The 20,066-nt window shown below is 66.4% G+C and carries 15 protein-coding genes; 6 read left to right on the top strand and 9 right to left on the bottom strand.

Features of this window, described 5'->3' with window-relative positions; translation table 11 throughout:
* Window positions 1–71: 71 nt before the first annotated feature.
* A complete protein-coding gene (locus tag AC3FOF_RS04380; RefSeq protein ID WP_017229277.1) occupies window positions 72–1,814 on the bottom strand; it encodes an IlvD/Edd family dehydratase in 1,743 nt (580 codons plus the stop codon).
* A gap of 260 nt (window positions 1,815–2,074) precedes the next feature.
* Between AC3FOF_RS04380 and AC3FOF_RS04375 the strand changes: the two genes are divergently transcribed.
* Window positions 2,075–3,070 carry a LysR family transcriptional regulator gene (locus tag AC3FOF_RS04375; protein WP_488725875.1) on the top strand — a complete coding sequence of 332 codons (996 nt, stop codon included), beginning with the start codon at window positions 2,075–2,077 and terminating at the stop codon, window positions 3,068–3,070.
* 379 nt (window positions 3,071–3,449) lie between these two features.
* On the top strand, window positions 3,450–5,318 hold the full coding sequence (locus tag AC3FOF_RS04370; protein ID WP_488725874.1) for a PhoX family protein: 1,869 nt from the start codon (window positions 3,450–3,452) through the stop codon (window positions 5,316–5,318).
* Between the two features lie 202 nt (window positions 5,319–5,520).
* On the opposite strand, the gene AC3FOF_RS04365 is transcribed toward AC3FOF_RS04370, so the two are convergent.
* The 3 genes from AC3FOF_RS04365 to AC3FOF_RS04355 all read right to left on the bottom strand — a co-directional run bounded on the left by AC3FOF_RS04365 (window position 5,521) and on the right by AC3FOF_RS04355 (window position 9,608).
* Entirely contained in the window at window positions 5,521–6,522 is a 1,002-nt protein-coding gene (locus tag AC3FOF_RS04365; RefSeq protein WP_488725873.1) for a Bug family tripartite tricarboxylate transporter substrate binding protein, read from the bottom strand.
* Window positions 6,523–6,611: 89 nt separating this feature from the next.
* Window positions 6,612–8,588: an aconitase family protein gene (locus AC3FOF_RS04360; RefSeq protein ID WP_488725872.1), complete on the bottom strand. Its 1,977-nt coding sequence runs from the start codon at window positions 8,586–8,588 to the stop codon at window positions 6,612–6,614.
* A gap of 120 nt (window positions 8,589–8,708) precedes the next feature.
* A complete protein-coding gene (locus AC3FOF_RS04355; RefSeq protein ID WP_017229281.1) occupies window positions 8,709–9,608 on the bottom strand; it encodes a LysR family transcriptional regulator in 900 nt (299 codons plus the stop codon).
* A gap of 483 nt (window positions 9,609–10,091) precedes the next feature.
* Between AC3FOF_RS04355 and AC3FOF_RS04350 the strand changes: the two genes are divergently transcribed.
* The 4 genes from AC3FOF_RS04350 to AC3FOF_RS04335 all read left to right on the top strand — a co-directional run bounded on the left by AC3FOF_RS04350 (window position 10,092) and on the right by AC3FOF_RS04335 (window position 15,419).
* Window positions 10,092–12,926, top strand: coding sequence for a xanthine dehydrogenase family protein molybdopterin-binding subunit (locus AC3FOF_RS04350; protein WP_488725871.1), 2,835 nt, complete (start codon window positions 10,092–10,094; stop codon window positions 12,924–12,926).
* Window positions 12,923–13,474, top strand: a complete 552-nt coding sequence (locus AC3FOF_RS04345) for a (2Fe-2S)-binding protein (protein ID WP_276268718.1) — start codon at window positions 12,923–12,925, stop codon at window positions 13,472–13,474. Before AC3FOF_RS04350 ends, AC3FOF_RS04345 begins: the two co-directional genes overlap by 4 nt.
* A gap of 17 nt (window positions 13,475–13,491) precedes the next feature.
* The gene (locus tag AC3FOF_RS04340; protein ID WP_488725920.1) at window positions 13,492–14,787 is read left to right on the top strand and encodes a c-type cytochrome; all 1,296 of its coding nucleotides are present in this window, start codon (window positions 13,492–13,494) and stop codon (window positions 14,785–14,787) included.
* Between the two features lie 257 nt (window positions 14,788–15,044).
* Window positions 15,045–15,419, top strand: a complete 375-nt coding sequence (locus tag AC3FOF_RS04335) for a hypothetical protein (RefSeq protein WP_017224352.1) — start codon at window positions 15,045–15,047, stop codon at window positions 15,417–15,419.
* Between the two features lie 166 nt (window positions 15,420–15,585).
* Here the strand turns inward: AC3FOF_RS04335 and AC3FOF_RS04330 are convergent, their stop codons facing one another.
* The 5 genes from AC3FOF_RS04330 to AC3FOF_RS04310 all read right to left on the bottom strand — a co-directional run bounded on the left by AC3FOF_RS04330 (window position 15,586) and on the right by AC3FOF_RS04310 (window position 19,988).
* Window positions 15,586–15,957: a hypothetical protein gene (locus AC3FOF_RS04330; RefSeq protein WP_488725870.1), complete on the bottom strand. Its 372-nt coding sequence runs from the start codon at window positions 15,955–15,957 to the stop codon at window positions 15,586–15,588.
* Between the two features lie 8 nt (window positions 15,958–15,965).
* Entirely contained in the window at window positions 15,966–17,042 is a 1,077-nt protein-coding gene (locus tag AC3FOF_RS04325; RefSeq protein WP_488725869.1) for a porin, read from the bottom strand.
* 99 nt (window positions 17,043–17,141) lie between these two features.
* Entirely contained in the window at window positions 17,142–17,960 is an 819-nt protein-coding gene (locus AC3FOF_RS04320) for a carbon-nitrogen hydrolase family protein (RefSeq protein ID WP_017224355.1), read from the bottom strand.
* 15 nt (window positions 17,961–17,975) lie between these two features.
* Window positions 17,976–18,854 (bottom strand): tripartite tricarboxylate transporter substrate binding protein, encoded by an 879-nt coding sequence (locus AC3FOF_RS04315; protein WP_488725868.1) that lies wholly within the window; start codon window positions 18,852–18,854, stop codon window positions 17,976–17,978.
* Window positions 18,855–19,091: 237 nt separating this feature from the next.
* Window positions 19,092–19,988, bottom strand: a complete 897-nt coding sequence (locus AC3FOF_RS04310) for a LysR family transcriptional regulator (RefSeq protein ID WP_488725867.1) — start codon at window positions 19,986–19,988, stop codon at window positions 19,092–19,094.
* Window positions 19,989–20,066 lie beyond the last annotated feature (78 nt).

Raw genomic sequence — 20,066 nt, 5'->3', positions numbered from 1 at the left:
GGGGGTTCTAATGTGGGTCCCCTGGTTGGTTTTGGGGGGGGGGGGGCGCCCCCCCCCCCCCCCCCGCCCGGTCAATGCGAATGGCGGGGCACGGCCGCGCCGCGGCAGCCCACCAGGAAGTCCAGGTCGCAGCCCTCGTCGGCCTGCAGTACGTGGTCGACATACAGGCGCCGGTAGCCGCCCTCCTCGGCCTTGCCCTCGGGACGCGGGACCGCGCAGGCTTCCAGGCGCCGGGCGAGTTCATGCTCGTCGATATCCAGGTGCAGCGTGCCGGCCTCGCAGTCGAGCTCGATCCAGTCGCCGTCCCGCACCGCTGCCAGCGGCCCGCCTGCAGCGGCCTCGGGCGCCACGTGCAGCACCACCGTGCCGTAGGCCGTGCCGCTCATGCGCGCGTCCGAGATGCGCACCATGTCCTTGACGCCCTGGCGCAGCAGCTTGGGCGGCAATCCCATGTTGCCGACCTCGGCCATGCCGGGATAGCCCTTGGGGCCGCAGTTCTTCAGCACCATCACGGACGATGCGTCCACCTCCAGCGTTTCATCGACGATGCGCTCCTTGTAGTGCTCGAGGTTCTCGAACACCACCGCGCGGCCCCGGTGCCTGAGCAGTTCCGGCGTGGCCGCCGAGGGCTTGAGCACCGCGCCGCGCGGCGCCAGGTTGCCGCGCAGCACCCGGATGCCGCCATCCGCGATCAACGGCTTGTTCAGCGGACGGATGACCTCGTCGTTGGTATTGGGCGCATCCTTGACGTTCTGCCACAGGGTCTTGCCGTTGACGGTCAGCGCATCCGGATGCGGCAGCAGGTTGGCCTCGCCCAGCCGGCGCAGCACCGCGGGCAGGCCGCCGGCGTAGTAGAACTCTTCCATCAGGAAGCGGCCGGAGGGCATCAGGTCGACGATGGTGGGCGTGTCGCGGCCGATGCGCGTCCAGTCTTCCAGTTCCAGCGGCACGCCGATGCGCCCGGCGATAGCCTTCAGGTGGATGACCGCGTTGGTGGAACCGCCGATCGCCGCGTTGGCACGGATCGCGTTCTCGAAGGCCGCGCGCGTCAGGATCTTCGACAGCGTCAGGCCTTCCTTCGCCATTTCCACGATGCGGATGCCGGACATATGCGCCAGCACGTAGCGGCGCGAATCCACCGCCGGAATGGCCGCGTTGTGCGGCAGCGACGTGCCCAGCGCCTCCGCCATGCAAGCCATGGTGGAAGCCGTGCCCATGGTGTTGCAGGTGCCGGCCGAGCGCGACATGCCGGCCTCGGCCGAGAGGAACTGGTGCACATCGATCTCGCCGGCCTTGAGCGATTCATGCAATTGCCAGACGGCCGTGCCCGAGCCGATGTTCTTGCCGTCCAGCTTGCCGTTCAGCATGGGGCCGCCGGTCACCACGATGGCCGGCACGTCGCAGCTCGCCGCGCCCATCAGCAGCGCGGGCGTGGTCTTGTCGCAGCCGGTGAGCAGTACCACGGCATCGATCGGGTTGCCGCGAATCGCTTCCTCCACGTCCATGGCGGCAAGGTTGCGCGTCAGCATGGCGGTGGGGCGCAGGTTCGACTCGCCATTGGAAAACACCGGGAATTCCACCGGGAAGCCGCCGGCTTCGTAGACGCCGCGCTTGACGTGTTCGGCCAGCTTGCGGAAGTGCGCGTTGCAGGGCGTGAGCTCCGACCACGTGTTGCAGATGCCGATGATGGGACGGCCATCGAACTCATGGTCGGGGATGCCCTGGTTCTTCATCCAGCTTCGGTACATGAAGCCATTCTTGTCGGCGGTGCCGAACCATTGGGCGGAGCGCAGCTTGGATTTGGATTCCGGCATGGGGGGACCTTCCTGAATACGGGGATTGGGTATGGAAACTAGAGGGCCAGCGGACCGGGACACGACGACAGCGGCGGCCCACCAAGGACGCCTTGGCTAGCGCGGCACCGGCGCCAAGGCAGAACGCGCCTGGGAAGGCTGTCTCTCATCTTGTTCGCATCTGTTTTTTTGAATAAGGCGGAGTGTACGGCGCGGTTTGATATCCTTCCAATGAAGATTCAGTCCTTACCCATATCGCTTCGGATATCAACGTAAACCCTATGTCAACGCCCAGCCCCTGGTATATCCGTGCCCGGCTCAAGACCCGCCAGCTCCTGCTGCTGGTGGCCCTGGCCGACGAGGGCAACATCCACCGCGCCGCCGCGGTCCTCAACATGACGCAGCCTGCCGCGTCCAAGCTGCTGCGCGAGCTGGAGGCGATGCTGGAAGTCCCGCTGTTCGAGCGCCTGCCGCGCGGCATGCGGCCGACCTGGTATGGCGAAGCGATGATCCGGCACGCGCGCGCGGTGCTGGGCAGCCTGGATCAGGCGCAGGAAGAAGTGACGGCGCTCAAGGCCGGGCGGCTCGGGCACGTGGCCGTGGGCGCGATCACCTCGCCCGGCGTGAAGCTGCTGCCGCCGGCCGTTGCGCAGGTCAAGCGGGAGCAGCCCGGGCTGCGCGTGTCGCTGGAGATCGAGAACAGCAATGTGCTGCTGGAACGCCTGGCCCAGGACAAGCTGGACCTCGTGGTGGCACGCCTGTTTGCCGAGCACGACAAGCTGCACCTGCGCTACGAGCCGCTCGCGGGCGAGCCCGTGTGCGCCGTGGCGCGCCTTGGCCACCCGCTGCTGGCACGGTCCGCGCTAACGCTGCGGGATGTGGAGGCTGCAACGTGGATCGTGCCGCCGGCGGGCAGCGTGCTGCGCCATCGCTTCGACCTGATGTTCCAGCGTGCCAGCCTGATGCCGCCGACCGACGTCGTGGAAACCGCCGCGCTGCTGTTCCTCACGCGCATGCTGGAACAGAGCGACATGCTGGCGGTGCTCACCGATGACGTCGCGCAGTACTATGCGCAGCATGGCCTGCTCGCGATCCTGCCGCTGCCGCTGCCCTGTCATATGGACGACTTCGGCATCATCACCCGCACGGATCGATTGCTCTCTCCCGCCGCCTTGCGGATGGCGCAGGCGCTGCGCACGGCAGGCCGCGCGGTATATGGCGCGGCGCAGGTGCCGGATGCCGGGGCTTTGCCGCAGGGGGCAGGCGGCCTGCGCTAGGTCGAGGCCCGGCCGCTCAGGCCGGGCCTGGCCAGCGCGCTGTGCAGGACCGTCGCCTGGAACGCATCCGGTGCGCTGGCGCAGCGCGACCAGCGCCGCCGCCATGGCATCCAGCTGCTCGCGCATCTGGCCGACCGCGGCCAGCCACAACCCCTCCTCGGAACCAAAGTGATGCGCCGCCAGCGCCGCGTCCACTCCGGCGGCCTTGGCGATGGCGCGCACGCAGGCGGCTTCAAAGCCCTAGCTAATATCTTAAAGACAATACATTCAGTAACAACATAGTCACGTTCCCTCTCTACTATCGGCGCAACCGCCCACCTCACCGTACCGCCCACTACCCGGTCCGCCGGATTCGAATCGACCAGAGAGGTTCCCAGTCATGTCTTACCTTACCGATAAGGCCCGTGCGCCGCGCCGAGACGCCGAAGGCGTCGTTACCGTTCCAGGGCAAATGCTTGAAGACATCGTGGCCGCCAATCCGGCGCGCCGCACCGTTCTGCGGGGCGGGCTGAGCCTGTCGCTGCTTTCGGTATTCGGTACGAGCAGCCTGCTGGCCGCCTGCGGCGGTGACGACAATGTGGCCGCCGCGCCCGCCGGCACGCCAGCGCCGGCACCTGGAACCCCCGCGCCCGCGCCGACGCCCGTGCAGCCGCTGGACTACGGCGTTCGCTTCACGCCGGTGGCGGACAAGGTCACCGCCGACACGGTGACCCTGCCTTCCACCTATTCGTACGACGTGCTGTTCTCGGCCGGCGACCCGGTCGAAGCCGGCGCGCCCGGATACAGTGGTGCACCGCAATCGTCCGCCGAAACCGAGCGTCAGGCCGGCGGCAATCATGACGGCATGCATTTCTTTGCGCTGCCGGGCGTCGACCCGCAGAAGGGGGGCTTGCTGGCGATCAATCACGAAACCTTGGATGCCGCCATCCTGTTTGCCAGCGGCAGGTATAGTGCGGCCACGGCAACGCCGGAGCAGAAGAAGATCGCATTGTCCTCGGTGGGCGTATCCATCATCGAGATCGAACTCGTTGGCGCCAAGTGGCAGGTCAAGAAGAACTCGCGCTACAACAAGCGCTATACCGGCAACACGCTTTACAAGGTCAGCGGCCCCGCCGCCAGCGCCGCTGGCGGCAGCGTGGTCGGCACGCTGAACAACTGCGCGAGCGGCAACACGCCCTGGGGCACCTACCTGACCTGCGAAGAAACCACCGACAATTACCTGGATCCGACCAATCCCGAGGTTGGCTACGGCTGGGTCGTGGAGATCGATCCGCTGAACGAACTGGCAGTACCGACCAAGCGCACCGCGATGGGCCGCTTCGACCACGAGAACACCGCCTTCCTGACCAACGGCGACAACCGTGTCGCCTTCTACATGGGTGACGACAGCACGCCGGGCTGCATCTACAAGTTCATTCCCGCGGACGCGTTCAATCCGACCAACCGCCAGGCCAACATCGATCTGCTGGACAAGGGCACGCTGTATGTCGCCAGGTTCAATGCCGACGGCTCCGGCCAGTGGATCGAGCTGACGCAAGGCAAGAACGGCCTGGTGACTGGCGCAACCGATCCGGGCAATACCACGCAGGGACCTCAGACACCGGTGACGGTCGATTTCAACACGCAGGCGGATGTGTTGATCAATACCAAGGCGGCGGCGCGCGTGGTTGGCGCGACTTTGATGGACCGGCCGGAATGGATCACGGTGGGAGTGGACAAGAGCCTGTTCTGCACGCTGACCAACAATAGCCGACGCCTGGTGACCGACGCAGCCAACCCGCGCGTGAACAACTCGCACGGCCACATCATCAAGTGGAAGGAAGCGGGGGACTCGCCGCTGGCCACGACCTTTACCTGGGAGATCTTCCTGCTGGCCGGCGATCCGTCCCTGGCCGCGGCCAACCTGAAGGGCAATATCAAGGGCAATACGTTCTCGAGCCCGGACGGCATTCGCGTGGATCCCAAGGGACGCCTGTGGGTACAGACCGACGCTGGCACCGGCAGCAGCACCACCAATGTCTTCGGCGCGAATTCGATGCATTTTGTCGACCAGCAGACACGCGAGTGCAAGCGCTTCCTCGTGGGACCACATGGCTGCGAGATCACCGGCATTGCCTATACGCCGGACTTGACCACCTTCTTCATCAATATCCAGCACCCCAACGACAAGTGGCCCGACCCGAGCAAGCCCGCCAGGTCGTCGACCATCGTGGTACGGCACAAGGAAGGCAAGCCGGTCGGCGCGTAAGCAGCGCGAACTGGACTGCTTTCCGATCAAAAGCTCAAAAGCTTAAAGTCGAAGGCAGTTTCACCGCTCCTGCGGGGAGGCGACCTCCTTTCTGGTCTCGCCATCGGCCGACCATTCGCCGGGTCGATCTGCCTCGCTCTGCGGATCAGCTTCGTCGGCCGGGAGGGAAGGATGGCAAATGGATGCAACCCGCCAGCGCGCCTCACTCCGCCACGATCGACGCGCTCTTGACCAGCGCCTGGCTCCGGCCCAGCTCGTCGCGGATGGTGCGGGCCGTTTCCTCGCCGTTGCCGCTCTTGACGACAAAGCCCTGCGTGGCGAAGAGGTCGCGGGCCTTGGCGGCGCCCAGGGCCTTGGCCATGGCCTGCTGCAGGCGCAAGGTGATGTCCTTCGGCAGTCCCGCTGGCCCGATCAGCGCGATCCACGCGTCGTAGGCGTAACCCTTGACGCCGGATTCCGCCAGGGTCGGCACCCCCGGCAGGCTATCCAGGCGCGCCGGCGTACTGACCGCCAGCGCGCGCAGCTTGCCGGCCTTGATCTGTGGCAACGCGGATGGCGTGGCCAGGAACGCCGTGTTGATCTGCCCGCCCAGCACATCCGTCATCAAGGTGTTCACCCCCTTGTAGGGCACATGCAGCATATCGATGCCGGCCTTCGCCTTGAGCAGTTCCCCGGCCAGATGCAGCACGCTGCCTTTGCCGGAAGAGCCATAGGCAAGGCTGCCCGGATGCGCCCGCGCGGCCGCGATCAGCTCTTGAACGGTCTTGTAGGGTGACCCCGCGCCGACCACCAGCACCAGCGGCGTGGTGCCGATCAGCGCGACCGGGGTGATGTCCTTCACGCTGTCATAGGGAATATTGCGGTACAGCCCGGGATTGATGGCGTGGTTGGACGACACCACGGCAAGGGTGTAGCCATCGGCCGCGGCGGATACCAGTTGCCGCGTGCCGGGGATGCCGGCCGCGCCGGGAAGGTTCTCCACATAGAACGGTTGCCCGAGATCCTGGCCCATGCCCTCGGCCACCACCCGCGCCACCACATCGGCGGTTGAGCCGGGGGAATTCGGCACGATCAGGCGCACGGTCTTGGCGGGGTACTTGTCTGCGGCATGCGCCGCGGGGGCGCAGATAGCCGGGATGGCCAGGGCGGCGGCGGCGCAAAGCCGCCCCGCCGCGCGCAGGGCGCGCGAGGGGATGGGGAACATGTCGGTCTCCTGTGGATGGCGGCCGGGATCTGATGACCGGCTTTGGATGCCGCAATGGCCCCTGCTGACACGGGGGCCGGGGTGAAAGGCTACGGTGCTGCCAGGGCGGTGGCTTCCTCCCGCAGTTGCGCGAAGGTGCTGATCCGCCCGGCCAGCGCGCTGGCGGCCACGGTATAGGGGCTGGCCAGCCAGACCTGGCCCGGCCCGGAGCGGCCGGGGAAATTGCGGTTGATGGCGCTGATGGTCACCTGCTCGCTGGCGGTGGAGGCGCCCGGCCCGCAGTTGGCGCACGAGCCGCAGCCCGGCATGACCAGCGTGGCGCCGGCGGCCGCGAAGGTATCCATATAGCCGCGCGCCTCGCAGTAGTCCTTCACGCCCAGCGTGCCGAACTGCAGGAAGAGCCGGGTGCGGGCCGGCACCTTGAGGCCATGCTCCAGGCCCCAGCGCAGCACCTCGTGGTAATAGTCGAAATCCTCGCGCTTGCCGGCCGTGCAGGAGCCGCCGTAGGCAATATCCACCGGCACCGGCTGCGCCAGCGTGCTGGCCGCGATGCCATTGCCGGGGTCGCCCGGACGCGCCACCATGGGCGCGATGGCAGCGGCGTCGATGCGGATCACGTCGCGGTAGCTGGCGCCGGCATCGCTGCGCATCCAGTCCTCCACCACGAAATCCACGCCGCGCCGCGCCTTGAGGAAGGCCACGGTCTTGTCGTCCGGCTCGACGATGCCGGTGAAGCCGCCCAGCTCCGCGACCATGTTGGTCAGCGTGGCGCGCTCGTCGATCGACAAGCCGCGCACGGTGCTGCCGGCGTACTCGAACACCACGCCAATGGCCCCGCCGGAGCGGATCGCATCCATCTGCAGCAGGTAGAGCACGATGTCCTTGGCGGTCACGCCCGGGGCCAGTGCGCCCTCCACCTCCACGCGCAGGGTCTGCGGCACCTTGCAGCGCACGTAGCCCGTCACCCAGCTATTGGCAAGATCGGTGGCGCCGGCGCCGAACGCCAGGCAACCGAGCGCACCCGAATGGGGCGTGTGCGAATCGGTGCCCACCACCACCTGGCCCGGCAGCGCGTACTGCTCGGCCATCAGCGCATGGCAGATGCCTTCCGAGCCCGGCACGTCGCCGGGCAGCGCGTTGTGCGAGCGCACCGGGTAGTCGTGCGCGAAGCTGCTATGGCCCTGCATCAGGTTGGCCACGCCCGGCAGCAGGCCGTCGCGCACATGCGGGAAGCTTTGCGCCGCCAGCACCAGGTGATCCTGGAAGGCGATGATGTGATCGGGCTCGTGCAACGCCGCCGGCTTGCCGAAGGCGCGGTGCATCAGGTGCGCGCACATGCCGGTGAAGTAGTCGTGCGAGAAGCGCCAGTCCGCCGCCACGAACACGCCCTGGCCGCGCTCGGCGGATGGCGTGCCCGGCAGCAGATGGCGGGCGATGATCTTCTCCACCAGCGTGCGCGGCGAGGCGCCGGCGGATTCCGCCGCGCCCTGTGCGCCCTGTGCGCCCCCCGCCGCCGGCCAGCTCGCCGCGCGGCTATAGGCCAGCAGTCCGCCGGCGCGGATCACCTGCTGGGTCAGCGCGTCGCGCCCGCTCAGGAAGGCTTCGATGGGAATCGCCTCGCCCGCCAGCACGCGGTCCAGCACCGTGAAATCCGTGGTGGTCAGGATGCCGATGTTGTCGCAGTTCTGCTGGTAGATGCGCTCGAAGCTCTCCGCCACGATCAGGCGGATGCCGGCGGACAGCTCCGCCAGCGGGCTGGACTCGCGCGAGGATCCCTTGCCGTAGCGCTTGCCCGCCACCGTGACGGCAAAGCCGCCGTTGCGGACGGCATCGCGGCCGATCGGCAGCTCGGAGCCCGCCTGGAACCCCACATAAGGGAATTGCCCCAGCCGCTCATCGTAGGTCAGCATGATCGTCACCGGCGTGATCTCGTCGGTGGAGATGTTGTCGCGCAGCGGGCCGGCCTCGGCCAGGGTCATGGGCTTGCCGTCGAGCTGGGCGCGCACGCAGGCGGGATCTTGCGACAGGTACAGCACGCGGCCGTCGAAGCGGATGGTGGCTTCCATGGTGGGGTTCTCGTTTTGATGATCCCACTATATGGTTTGGCGCCGCCGGGGCAAAGTGCGGAGTCGGCATGGCAGGCGTCTCGGTTTGCGACGGCTGGCCGGTGGCTCACATTCCCCGCGCTATTGCCGGCAAAGAAAACCCACCAAGGCAGCGGCGCTAGCCGAGAGGTGCTCCCGCGAGTGGAACACCACCACCAGTTGCCGCGTGGCCCAGGCATCCGCCAGCGGCCGTGCCACCACGTCGAGCGTATTCAGGTACAGCTCGCCCACCTGCCGCGGCACGACGGCAATCCCCAGCCCCACATGCACCATGCGGCACAACGCATCCAGGCTCGCCACCCGGATCTTGATCTTGAGCGTGGCGCTCCGGCGTGTCGCCTGCTCCGCCAGGAGCCGGCTGAGCGCACTCTCGTCGCGCAACGCCACGAAGGTCTCGCCGAGCACGTCGGCAAAGCGCACCTGCTGCGCCGACGCCAGCGGATGCCCGCGCGGCACCAGCACGCAAAGCTGATCCTCCCGGTAAGGCAGCGAGACGAATTGCTCCACGCCCTGGATCGCGTTGCAGATGCCGAAGTCGGCGCTGCGCTCGCCCACCATGCGCAATACCTCGGGGCTATGCTGCTCTTCCAGCTCGATGCCGATATCGGGATACACGCGCCCGAAGGCAGCCAGGTCTTCCGGGAGGAACTGCACGATGGCGCCGAGGTTGCACACCATCCTCACATTGCCGCGCGCGCCGGAGCTAAAGCGCGACAGCTCCGCCCCCAGCGCCTCGATATTGCCGATGATGGCCAGCGCATGCCGCAGCACCGCCTCGCCCACCGGCGTCACCGTGATGCCGCGGGGATGCCGCTCGATCACGGGCAAGCCGATCTGCGCCTCGATCTCGGCAATGCGGCGGCTGACCGCCGACGGCGCGATGAACTCGCGCTCGGCCGCGCGCGCGATGTTTTGTTCCTGGCAGACCGCGACGAACAGGCGCAGCGAGGTCAGGTCGAGTTTTCTGAGCAGGTTGTCCATGGGGGCGATGCTACAACGATTGGGGGGACTGGCGGGCGTCCCGCCCAATGCGCCACGATACGGCCCGCGTCCGCAGGCCGGCCATGGGCGCCGGCCTCCCGCTGTTTGTGCCACGCACAATGGCCACGCAATGGGAATGCCACGCCAGTGATAAGCAGCATTCAAGCCACCCCGTTGCGAGCACGCAGCGGCCGGGGGCAAAATCGGCGCACCCGCGTGCACTTCTGCGCCTAGAATAAAAACTTGCATTGCCCCACCGTTCATCAGCCCAGTCTTGCGTCGTAATCCGCGCCGGTGCTGCACATCGTGCCCGCGCCCTCTTGCACGGAGACCTCGATTGCCGCTGCCCGTCGTATTCCGGTTCTCCCCACGCTTCGTCCGGCCGTCCTGGCCGGGCGCTCCTGACCGTCTGTCGCCATCGCTATCAAACACGCATCGGGCTGCACCACCGCAGCGGCATCAGCGCATCTTCAAGGAAATTCCATGGCTAACTTCAGCCCAACGCGCCGCACTTTCCTGAAAGCCAGCGTCGTCGCCGGGGTGTCGGTGTACATCGCACCGATCGGCGGCAAGGCCTTCGCGGCCCTGTTCGAAGAAAAGATCCTGACCCCGGTCCAGTGGGACCCCAAGACCGGCGCGCCCAGATTCCGCATCGACGGCATGGCCAAGGTCACCGGCGACAAGGTCTTCGCCCGCGATATCCGCTCGCGCGACATGCCGCACTGGCCGCAGGAGCAGTCGCACGCCTTTATCCTGCGCGCCACCAAGGCGGACCGCGCCTTCGAGGGCTTCGACCTGGCGCTGCTGGGCGACGATCTCAAACCCGACCGGGTGGTGACCGCCGCCGACCTGGTGCGCGACGGTATCGCCTTTCCCGCCTTCTATGGCGAGGACATGCTGCTGCCGGCCGGCAAGACGCCGGCCTACCTCGGCCATGCGGTGGCGATCCTGATCTATCACGATTTCGCCCGCTTCCGCTTTGCCAAGGACAAGCTCAAGTTCCACGACGAAGTCATCCGCTACGGCGCCGAGACCGGCCCGCTCGAGCGCGATCCCTGGGGCACCTTCCGCTTCGTGCGGGTGGGCGGCGACACCCCGTTCGACGACGATGTATTCTCCAGCCTGAAGAACGCGCCGCTGTTCCCCAGCATGATGCGCAAGCACCAGCCGGTCTGGCCCGATGGCAAGGATCACGGCCAGCTCGGCGAGCAGGGCATGTACCATGCCGGCCGGATCCGGCAGCAACTGGACCAGCCGCCGGCGGACTGGCTGGTGCTGGAGCGCGAGTACGACACGCAGTCGATCGACACCGCCGCGCTCGAGCCCGACAACGCCAACTGCTGGTATGACCCCGCCGCCCAGGCGCTGCACATGGTGGTGCCGACCCAGTCGCCCATCGAAGTCGGCCAAAGCACGGCGGAGATGCTGGCCAAGGCCAAGGGCGCGTTCCCGGTCGCGCAGGTGTTCGTCCATCCCTGCTATACCGTTGGCTACGGCTCCAAGGATCACTACAACTTTCCCTTCTACGGCCTGGTGACCGCGCTTTACGCCGACGGCAAGCCGGTGCGGCTGGCCAACGACCGCTACGAGCAGTTCCAGACCTCGATCAAGCGCCACGCCTTCAAGATGCGCTACCGCATCGCGGTGGACAGGAAGACCGGCCTGTTCCAGGCCTTCCAGGGCGATTTCGAGGCCAACGGCGGCGGCCGCGCCAACTTCTCGCCCTCGGTGGCGATGGTGGGCGCCACCGCCGCGCAGTCGATCTATTACTTCCCCAGGAACGACCTGACCGCAGTGGCCATCGCCACGCGCGCCATCGACGCCGGCTCGGCGCGCGGCTACGGCACGCTGCAAAGCATGGCGGCCACCGAGATGATGGTCGACGAGTTCGCCGAGCAGCTCAAGCTCGACCCGATCGAGTTCCGCCTGAAAAACGCGCTGCGCTCGGGCATGAAGAACACGCAGGGCGCGATCCCCGCCGGCGCCATCCGCGTGGACGAGGTATTGCAGGCGGCCAAGGTCCATCCGCTGTGGACCAACCGCGCGAAGCGGAAGGCCGATTTCGAAGCCAGCCATCCGGGACGGCGCTACGGCGTGGGCTTCGCCTGCGTGCAGAAGGACTTCGGCACCGGCGCCGAAGCCTCGTTCGCCAAGGTGGAGGTGCATGCCGACGGCGCCATCGTGCTGCATCACAGCGGCGCCGAGATCGGCACCGGTATGTCGACCTCGCAGGCGGTGGCCGTGAGCCGCTGGCTGGGCGAGCCGGCCGGCGAGGTGCGCGTGGCGGTGACCGACTGGCCCGACCTGCCGGTCACCGCCACCGGCGACCCCTACCTGATGAGCCAGGCCGACCAGGACAAGCTGTCCGCCAACCCGCGCTGGTCGCCCGCCTATGCCTCGCCCTCCAGCGCGACCAACTCGGCCTACTACTTCACCCACAGCACCCGCGAAGCGGCACGCGTGATCTTCATGCACGGGCTGTGGCCGGCCGCGATGGCGATCTGGAGCCAGGGCACCGGCGGCGGCCAGGCCGCCTCGCTGGTGGTGCGCGTGGAGGATGCGCGCTGGGTGCAAGGCAAGCTTACCGCCGGGGGCCTGCAAGCCTTGCCCTACGAGCAGTTGGCGAAGAAGGCGCACGAGCTTGGCCTGGTTACCGGCGCCACGGTGCACGTATTCAACCGCTGGCAATGGACCGAAGCCGATTTCGAGGTGAATGGCGCCGCCGCCCGGCTGCCCGTCGACGGGCTCGCGGTGCGCTACGGCGACGGCGCCGACGCCGCGCGCAAGGCCCGCATGACCACCAGCGGCGGCTACCACGTGCTTGACCGCAAGCAGGTCCATATCGCGCCCACGCAGCGCAACAACGCCAGCGTGACCTACTACAGCGCGGTGGGCACGCTGGTCGAACTCTCGGTGCACGAGGCCAGCGGCAAGGTGGAAATCCTCAGCCACCACTCCATCATGGAATGCGGCTCGCAGTTGTCGCCGGATCTGGTTTCCGGCCAGCTGCAGGGCGGCGTCGCCATGGGCATCGGCCATGCGTTGCACGAATTCCTGCCGCTCTACGAAGACGGACCCGGCGACGGCACCTGGAACTTCAACCGCTACCATCTGCCGCGCGCCAGCGACGTGGCGGTGTGGTCGCAGACCGGGATGGTCTTGCCGCCCCTGTCGGACACCGACCCGCCCAAGGGCATCGCCGAAGTGGTGATGATTCCGGTGGTGGGCGCCATCGTCAACGGCATCGCGCATGCCATCGGCCATCGCTTCACCGCCCTGCCGGTCAGCGCCGAAAAGATTCAGGAGATCCTGGCATGAGCATCGCCACCCAGCCGCTTTCCCTCAACATCAACGGCAAGGACGTTGGCCCCATCGATGTGCCGGAGGGCCTGATGATGATCGACTTCCTGCACGAATACCTCCACCTCACCGGCTCCCGCCTGGGCTGCGGCCAGGGCATCTGCCACGCCTGCGTGGTGATCCTGGACCGCACCGACGGCAGCAGCGAGGAAGTGCGCGCCTGCATTACCGGCGCGCACTATTTCCAGGGCAAGAAGGTGCGCACGGTGGAAGGCCACGCCAGGCGCAACGACAAGGGCGAGGTGGTGGAACTGTCGCCCATCCAGCAGAAGTTCCTGGAGCACTTCAGCTTCCAGTGCGGCTACTGTACGCCCGGTTTCGTCAACGGCGCGACCATCCTGGTGGAGCGCCTGAAGCGCCAGCCGGTGCTCAGGGGCAAGGTCGACGAGACCATCACCGCTGCGCTCAACGACCACATCTGCCGCTGCACCGGCTATGTGCGCTACTTCGAGGCCGTCAAGGACCTGGTCGTCAACACCCCGGGACTGGTAAAGGACGACAAGTGATGACCATGACCATGACCATGACGAGCCGGCCCGGCTTCCTCCGGCACGCGCGCACCACGCTGGCGGCCATGGCGGCGCTGGGCGCGGCAGTGTTGGCCGGCTGCGGCGACCACGCCGCCCCGATCGCTCCCGCCGCTGACCAGCAGCCCGCCACCCAGCTCTCGCCCGCCGAACAGATCGCGCGTGGGCGCTACCTGGTGCGCGCCGCCGATTGCGCCGCCTGCCATACCAGCGCCCAGGGCGCGCCGTTTGCCGGCGGAGTCGTACTGGCCTCGCCGTTCGGCACGTTCTATGGCACCAACATCACGCCGGACAAGGATCACGGCATCGGCAAGTGGAGCGCCGATGATTTCTATAAGGCGCTGCACGACGGTGTCACGCCGGACAAGCACCTCTACCCCGCCATGCCCTACACCTCGTATCGCGGCCTGTCGCGCGGCGATACCGATGCGATGTATGCCTACCTGATGCAGTTGAAGCCGGCGGCGGTGGCAAACCGGCCGCACGACCTGCGTTTCCCGTACAACATGCGGATCGCGCTGATCGGCTGGAACCTGCTGTTCCTCAGGGACCAGCTGCCCGATGCCTCGCAGGGACAGACGCCCGCCTGGCAGCGCGGGCGCTACCTGTCCAACGCGCTCGGCCACTGCGCCGAATGCCACACGCCGCGCGCCATGTTCGGCCGGCTGGACCCGGCCCTGCCGCTGGCGGGCGCCGCGCTCGGGCGCGTGGCCGCGCCGGACATCACGCCGGCGGGCCTGGCCGCGCGCGGCTGGACCGGCGCCGACCTGCAGACCTTCTTCGCCAGCGGCATGGCCCCGCAAGGCTCCGCCTTCGGCGAGATGTTCCCGGTGGTCCATCTCAGCAGCCGGTACCTGAACCAGGCCGACCTCGCCGCGATGTCGGCCTACCTGCTGGGCGACCAGCCGGCGGCGCCGCAAGCGATCAAGCCAGTGAGCGCGGATGTGGCCCAGCTCAAACCCGGGCGGCAGCACTACCTGGCCGTCTGCGCCGGCTGCCATGGACGCGAGGGCGAAGGCAAGCCGCACGTCGCGGTGGCCATGCAGGGCAATTCCACGGTGCGCAACGCCGACCCGCGCAACCTGATCGTGTCGATGCTGGACGGCATCGAGGCGCAGAGATTCCCGGGGCTGGAGAGCCTGCAGGACATGCCAGGCTTTGCTGCGCGCATGAGCGATGCGGAACTGGCCGAACTGGCGAACTACCTGCGTGCGAGCTATGGCGGGCAGCGGGCGGATGTGAGTGCGGACAGGGTGAAGGGGCTGCGGGCGGAGGCGGGCAAGGGGCCTTGAGCAGGGACGCCGGCGTGGATGTGCCGGCGTCCTGCCCGCCTGTTCAACCGGCTACTTCGTCGCTGCTTGCTTTTGCATGCAGCGCGGCGCGCTGCCCGGTTCACGGGACGTTGCACTCCGAAGGGCTGGGACGCAGGCTTTTCGGCGCCTTGGACATACGGATCGCTTGCGGCCGGCAGCGTCGCCTGCGCCGCGTTTTGTTGGACCGATGCCGCCTGCGGTATAGTCCTCGCGTTCAATTTCGGCGGAGAGATAGCATGGCGGAGGGAAAGGTTCGGGTTTCGCATATCGGTGTTCCCGGCAACCTGAGTGTCTTGAAACTCAAATCGTATCTGCGGACTGCCTTTGCCGATGCGGCGCAGACGGAGAAAACGCAGGGCGAGGCGGAGATCCTGCTGGTCAAGGTGCTTGTTCCCCGCCCGCTCGGCTTGCGTGCCGGGGAAAAGCTCCTTGACAAGGTGTTGCAGGGCATCGTCGACAAGGATCCCCGTGTTACCCGCGTCTCGGTTGAGTTCGTCGATGGCGAAGTCACGCAGCAGACCATTGACGCCAGCATGGCGAGGATCCAGAAGGAACTGGATGAGTTCGGGCACGTCTTGCACGAACGCCCGGAGGATGAGGACCGGGAGTGATCTGCGCTGTCGTGGATGCCGTATCCGCGACACCGATGCGATATTCGCCTACCTGATGCAGGTGAAGCCGGCAGCCGTGGCCGACTCACCGCGGACAAGGGACATCGAGGGGGAAGCGCCTGCCCTGGCACCTTCGGCGCCGCTTGCCGCGGCACGGCGGGGTCTCCTACGCGCTCAACTCATAGTCTTCGATCCCGGCCACCGCCCGAAGGGTATCGGCGTAGGCCTTGCGTAGATCGCGCGCTTCCTCGGTTTTGTCGAACCGCACGGCAGCCTTGGCAATCAGCCCAGGAAAGGCCTCACGTTGCGCCACGTCCCGGAACGTGAATACACGGCATTGCGTCACGGTTTTGGCGGATGCGTTGGCTTGCGTAAGGATAAGCACCTCAAGGAAGGCGCCCTCGGCAAAGGCGACCTCGTCGATGGGCTCCACCACCTCCCGCAAGTAATCCTGGTAGGCCAGTTCCTGGCCAGGCAATACCTCGAATCTAAACACGCGGATGCAGCCTACGTGCTGCGCGATCCAGTTTGAAATCATGGACGCTCTCAGAAATTGTGCCGCATGCCGATCTGGACAGTGCGTGCCGTTGGGTTGCCCGGTCCGACAGTGCCGCCGGCGTACAAGCCACCGCCAAGGGAATACTGAGATCCGTTTTTATTGAGAATGCGCCCTGCCGCGGTGAACAGGACAGTGCGCTTTGACAACGCGTAGTAGCCGCCGATAGCAAGAAGATTGGTGTTCCTGTTTGCCACGCCTTCCGTACGGTCCTTGACCAGCACGAACTGGGCGACGAGCGTGGTGCGCGCACTGGCGCTGTATTTCATGCCGAAGGGAAACATGTCGTAGACCTGCTCGGGGCCCTTTGCCAACGGTGTATTCGCCTGGCTGTTCCAGTCGCGGTGCCAGCCCGTGAACAGCTTTGCCGGCCCCACCGTGTAGTTTCCCCCCACGGTGAAGGCCTGCAGCCTGCCCGTGTCGGTCCCGTTGCGCTGTGTCACGAAGCCGATGTTGAAGTCGATGACCTCGTTCTTCTGCCGCGTGGACACGCCCCACATCCGCCCCGCCCTCTGGTTCCCTGCGACCTCTCCCGGCACGTACATGACGTAGGTGACGCCAGGCCAGCGATCCGGGGACGTCCACAGGATGGCGTTGTCGACGCGGCCGAGCGTTGCACGCGCAACGCCGGCGGGAATGATGGCCGGCAGGCCACCGGCCAACCCCGCATTGAAGGCATCGATATTCCAGAACATCCGGTTTTCGGGAGAGTACTGGCGACCGAAGGTCAAACGGCCCGCCCGCTCGCTGGAAAGCCCCATGTAGATCTGGCGTCCGAACAGCCTCCCGCCTTGCTGGGACATCCCGTCGTCTGCCCCAAAGCCGCTCTCCAGCCAGTAAACCGCGCTCAGGTCCGGCGAGATCTGTTCGTCGCCCTTGATGCCGAAACGCGAACCCCAGTCGCTGCCGCTCTGCAGGCGGGTCAGCGTTCCCAGCCCCTGCTTCGAGATATCGAGCGCCATGTCCACGACGCCAAAGACCGTTGACTCGGCCCTTGCGTCCCAGGAGCCGACCGACATGCTCAGCCCCGTCACAACAGCCAATGCTGTGGTATTTTTTTTCTTCATAGCTTCCAAACCGGCAGGCAATACGAGGGCCACACCCGCGTCTTGAACGAGGGTGGGAAGAACTGGACCGCTTGAAGTGCGCGGGCGCGGCCTGCTGTACTACAGACCGATGGACATAGGCCCCGGAATCCGCCTGTGCTTGAGCGCCGGAATGGATTCGCGGACGCTGCGCAAACGGTCTTGGCTCATTTCGCCGATGACAACGCCTTCGCCCTGGGGCAGGCTGGCGACCACCTCGCCCCATGGGTCGACCAGCATGCTGTGGCCAAACGTCCGCCGCTGGTTGGCGTGCGTCCCGCCTTGCGCGGCGGCCAGCACATAACACTGGTTCTCGATCGCTCGCGCGCGCAGCAGCACCTCCCAGTGCGCCCGGCCCGTCGTTTCCGTAAATGCCGACGGCACGAGGATGAGGTCTACCTGTTGCATCGCGCGGTAAAGCTCCGGGAAACGCAGGTCATAGCAAATGGATAGCCCCACGCAGCCGAATTCCGTCCGCGCTGTGACCATAGCGGTGCCCGCAACCATCGTCCGGCTCTCGTCGATGTCGCGGGCGCCATCCAGGTAGCTGAAGAGATGCAGCTTGTCGTAACGCGCCTTCACCTCTCCCGTGGGTCCGAACAGCAATGTCGTGTTGGTGACCTTTGGCGCCTGCGTGGTCGCCAGCGGCAGCGAGCCGCCCGCGATCCATACGCCGTGCTGCCTTGCCTTGGCGGCCAGGCAAGCCTGGATAGGCCCCTCGCCGAACGCCTCGGCAATCGCGAACTTGTCGGTCTCGTGAAGACCGATCTGGCAGAAGTACTCGGGCAGCAGGACGAGCTTGGCGCCCCCTTGCACGGCTTGGTCGACGAGGTTCTCCGCAACCGCTAGGTTGTCCGGCAGGCTAGGGGAAGACACCATTTGAATGGCAGCGATTTTCATTTCCTGCTCTCCGCTTCAGTCCATTTCCGCGAGGGACGTGGTGACGATCTTTCGCCAGGCCAGGGCATCGCGCTGGATAGTCTCTGCAAACCTCTCCGGACCATCGCCAACCGGCTCGGCGATCTGCCTGACAAAGGCTTCACGCACCTCCGGCCGCGCGAGTACCTCATTCACGCTCTGGCTGACCTTGGACACCACCTGGGACGGTGTCCCGCTGGGGGCACAAATCCCTACCCACCCCGTAAAGCTCATATCGCTCAGGCCTTGCTCGGCCAGCGTGGGCACCGCGGGAAGCTGCGGCAAGCGCTTGGCCGTCCCTATCGCGAGACCCTTGACGCGACCGGATTCAACGAAGGGCAACGCGGAGATGACGCTATCCATCATCAAGCTGACGCGGCCGGCGGTGAGGTCCGTATAGGCAGGCGTCGAGCCCTTGTAAGGCACATGCTGCATCTCCAGGTTGTTCCGCACTTTCATGGCGACCCCGGCGAGATGCGGCGTCGTCCCGTTGCCGCCAGACGCGAAGTTGTATTTGCCGGGCTCGCGCCTGGCCAGACTGATGAATTCCTTGAGGCTGTTGGCGGGCATCTGAGGAGCGGCCACCCAGATGGTCGGTGTATTGACGATATGGCTCACCGGGACCAGGTCTTTGATCCCATAGGACAGCTTTGGGTACAGGGCCGTGGCGACCGTCAGGTTCCCGGTGGAGCAAAGCAGCAAGGTATAGCCATCCGGCTGCGCCTTGGCGACAAATCCCGCGCCGATCGTGCCGCCGGCACCGGGCCGGTTGTCGATGACGAGGGACTGCCCGAGCGCCGTACTCATTGCGGCGGAGATCAAGCGCGCGACCACGTCGTTTCCGCCGCCCGCGGGGAACGGCACGACGAGCGTCACGTGCCTGGTCGGCCAGTCGGCCGACACGGCAAGGGTTGGTGCCGCACAGCACAGTGAAGCGAGGCTGGCGACGGCGAGGCGGGATAATCGGGGCATGCGGCATCTCGATGACATGAGTGTGATGAAGGAACACACTTGACGAGTGAGATCCTGCCGCAAGCCGGAGCGCTGGTAAAACAAATAAAAATTTCAGCCAGACAAGGAAATTTTGGCTTCCCCGCTCCTGTCAGCCGATTCCTAAGAGATCCACTCCATGTTGGCGAAGGTGTCGATGACGGCCTGCTTGACGGCGGCCACCGCGGGATCGCGAAGGACGTCCATCCGCCACGCCAGTTCAATAGGATCGCTGGGCAAGGAGACCGGGCACGGCAGTACCCGGAAGTGGCCCAGGCCGGCCAGGGCGTGCGCGGCATGCGCCGGCATCGTCGCGACGCTGTCCTTCCCGCTGAGCAGGAATGGCACGGCAGCGAAGTGGGTGGTCGAAACCTCCACCCGCCGCGTGAGGCCAAGCGCCGCAAGGGCCTCGTCGACAATGCCTACAAAGCCGCCGGAGGAGATCAGGATATGCTCCCTTCGAACGTATTCCTCAAGCGTCAAGCCCCCCGCTGGCGCACCAATGGCAGGCACGAGGCAGGCATAGCCTCCCATCCCGAGCGCACACCTCGCCACAGTCCGCGATGCCAGTCCCCCCGCTGCCACAGCGAGATCCACGGATCGGTCCACCAGCATCTCCACGGCCTTCTGACTGTGTGTCTGACGAAACAGCAAGCGTATGCCGGGCGCCATTTCCGCCAGCCGGTCGACGAGGCGGCGTCCCACGGCGATTTCGAAATCATCCGATAGCCCGATGGAAATCGTCCTTTCGTGAAAGACATCGCCGCCCGGCGCCACCATCGAAAGGCTCTTGCGGCAGTGGTTCAGCGCTTCGCTGACCACAGGCTTCAGTTCTTGCGCGCGCGCCGTGGGGCGCATGCCACGGCCAGCTCTCTCGAACAGCGGGTCCCCATAGACGCGACGCAGGCGGGCGATCGCCGCGCTCACCGCGGACTGCGTCAGGCCAAGCCGGATCGCGGCGCGGCTGGCGCCACCCTCCTCGTAGAGCGCTTCGAAGACCTTCAGCAGGTTGAGATCCATCGCCTCAATATTTATGGGATTCATATCAAATACATCCTGATCTGGCTTGATTCATGATGGCGCGAGCGTGAACATACC

The organism is Cupriavidus sp. 96C5-1, assembly GCF_057798855.1.
The sequence above is the reverse complement of the archived record's forward strand: the minus strand, read 5'-3'. Positions and strand labels throughout refer to the sequence as shown.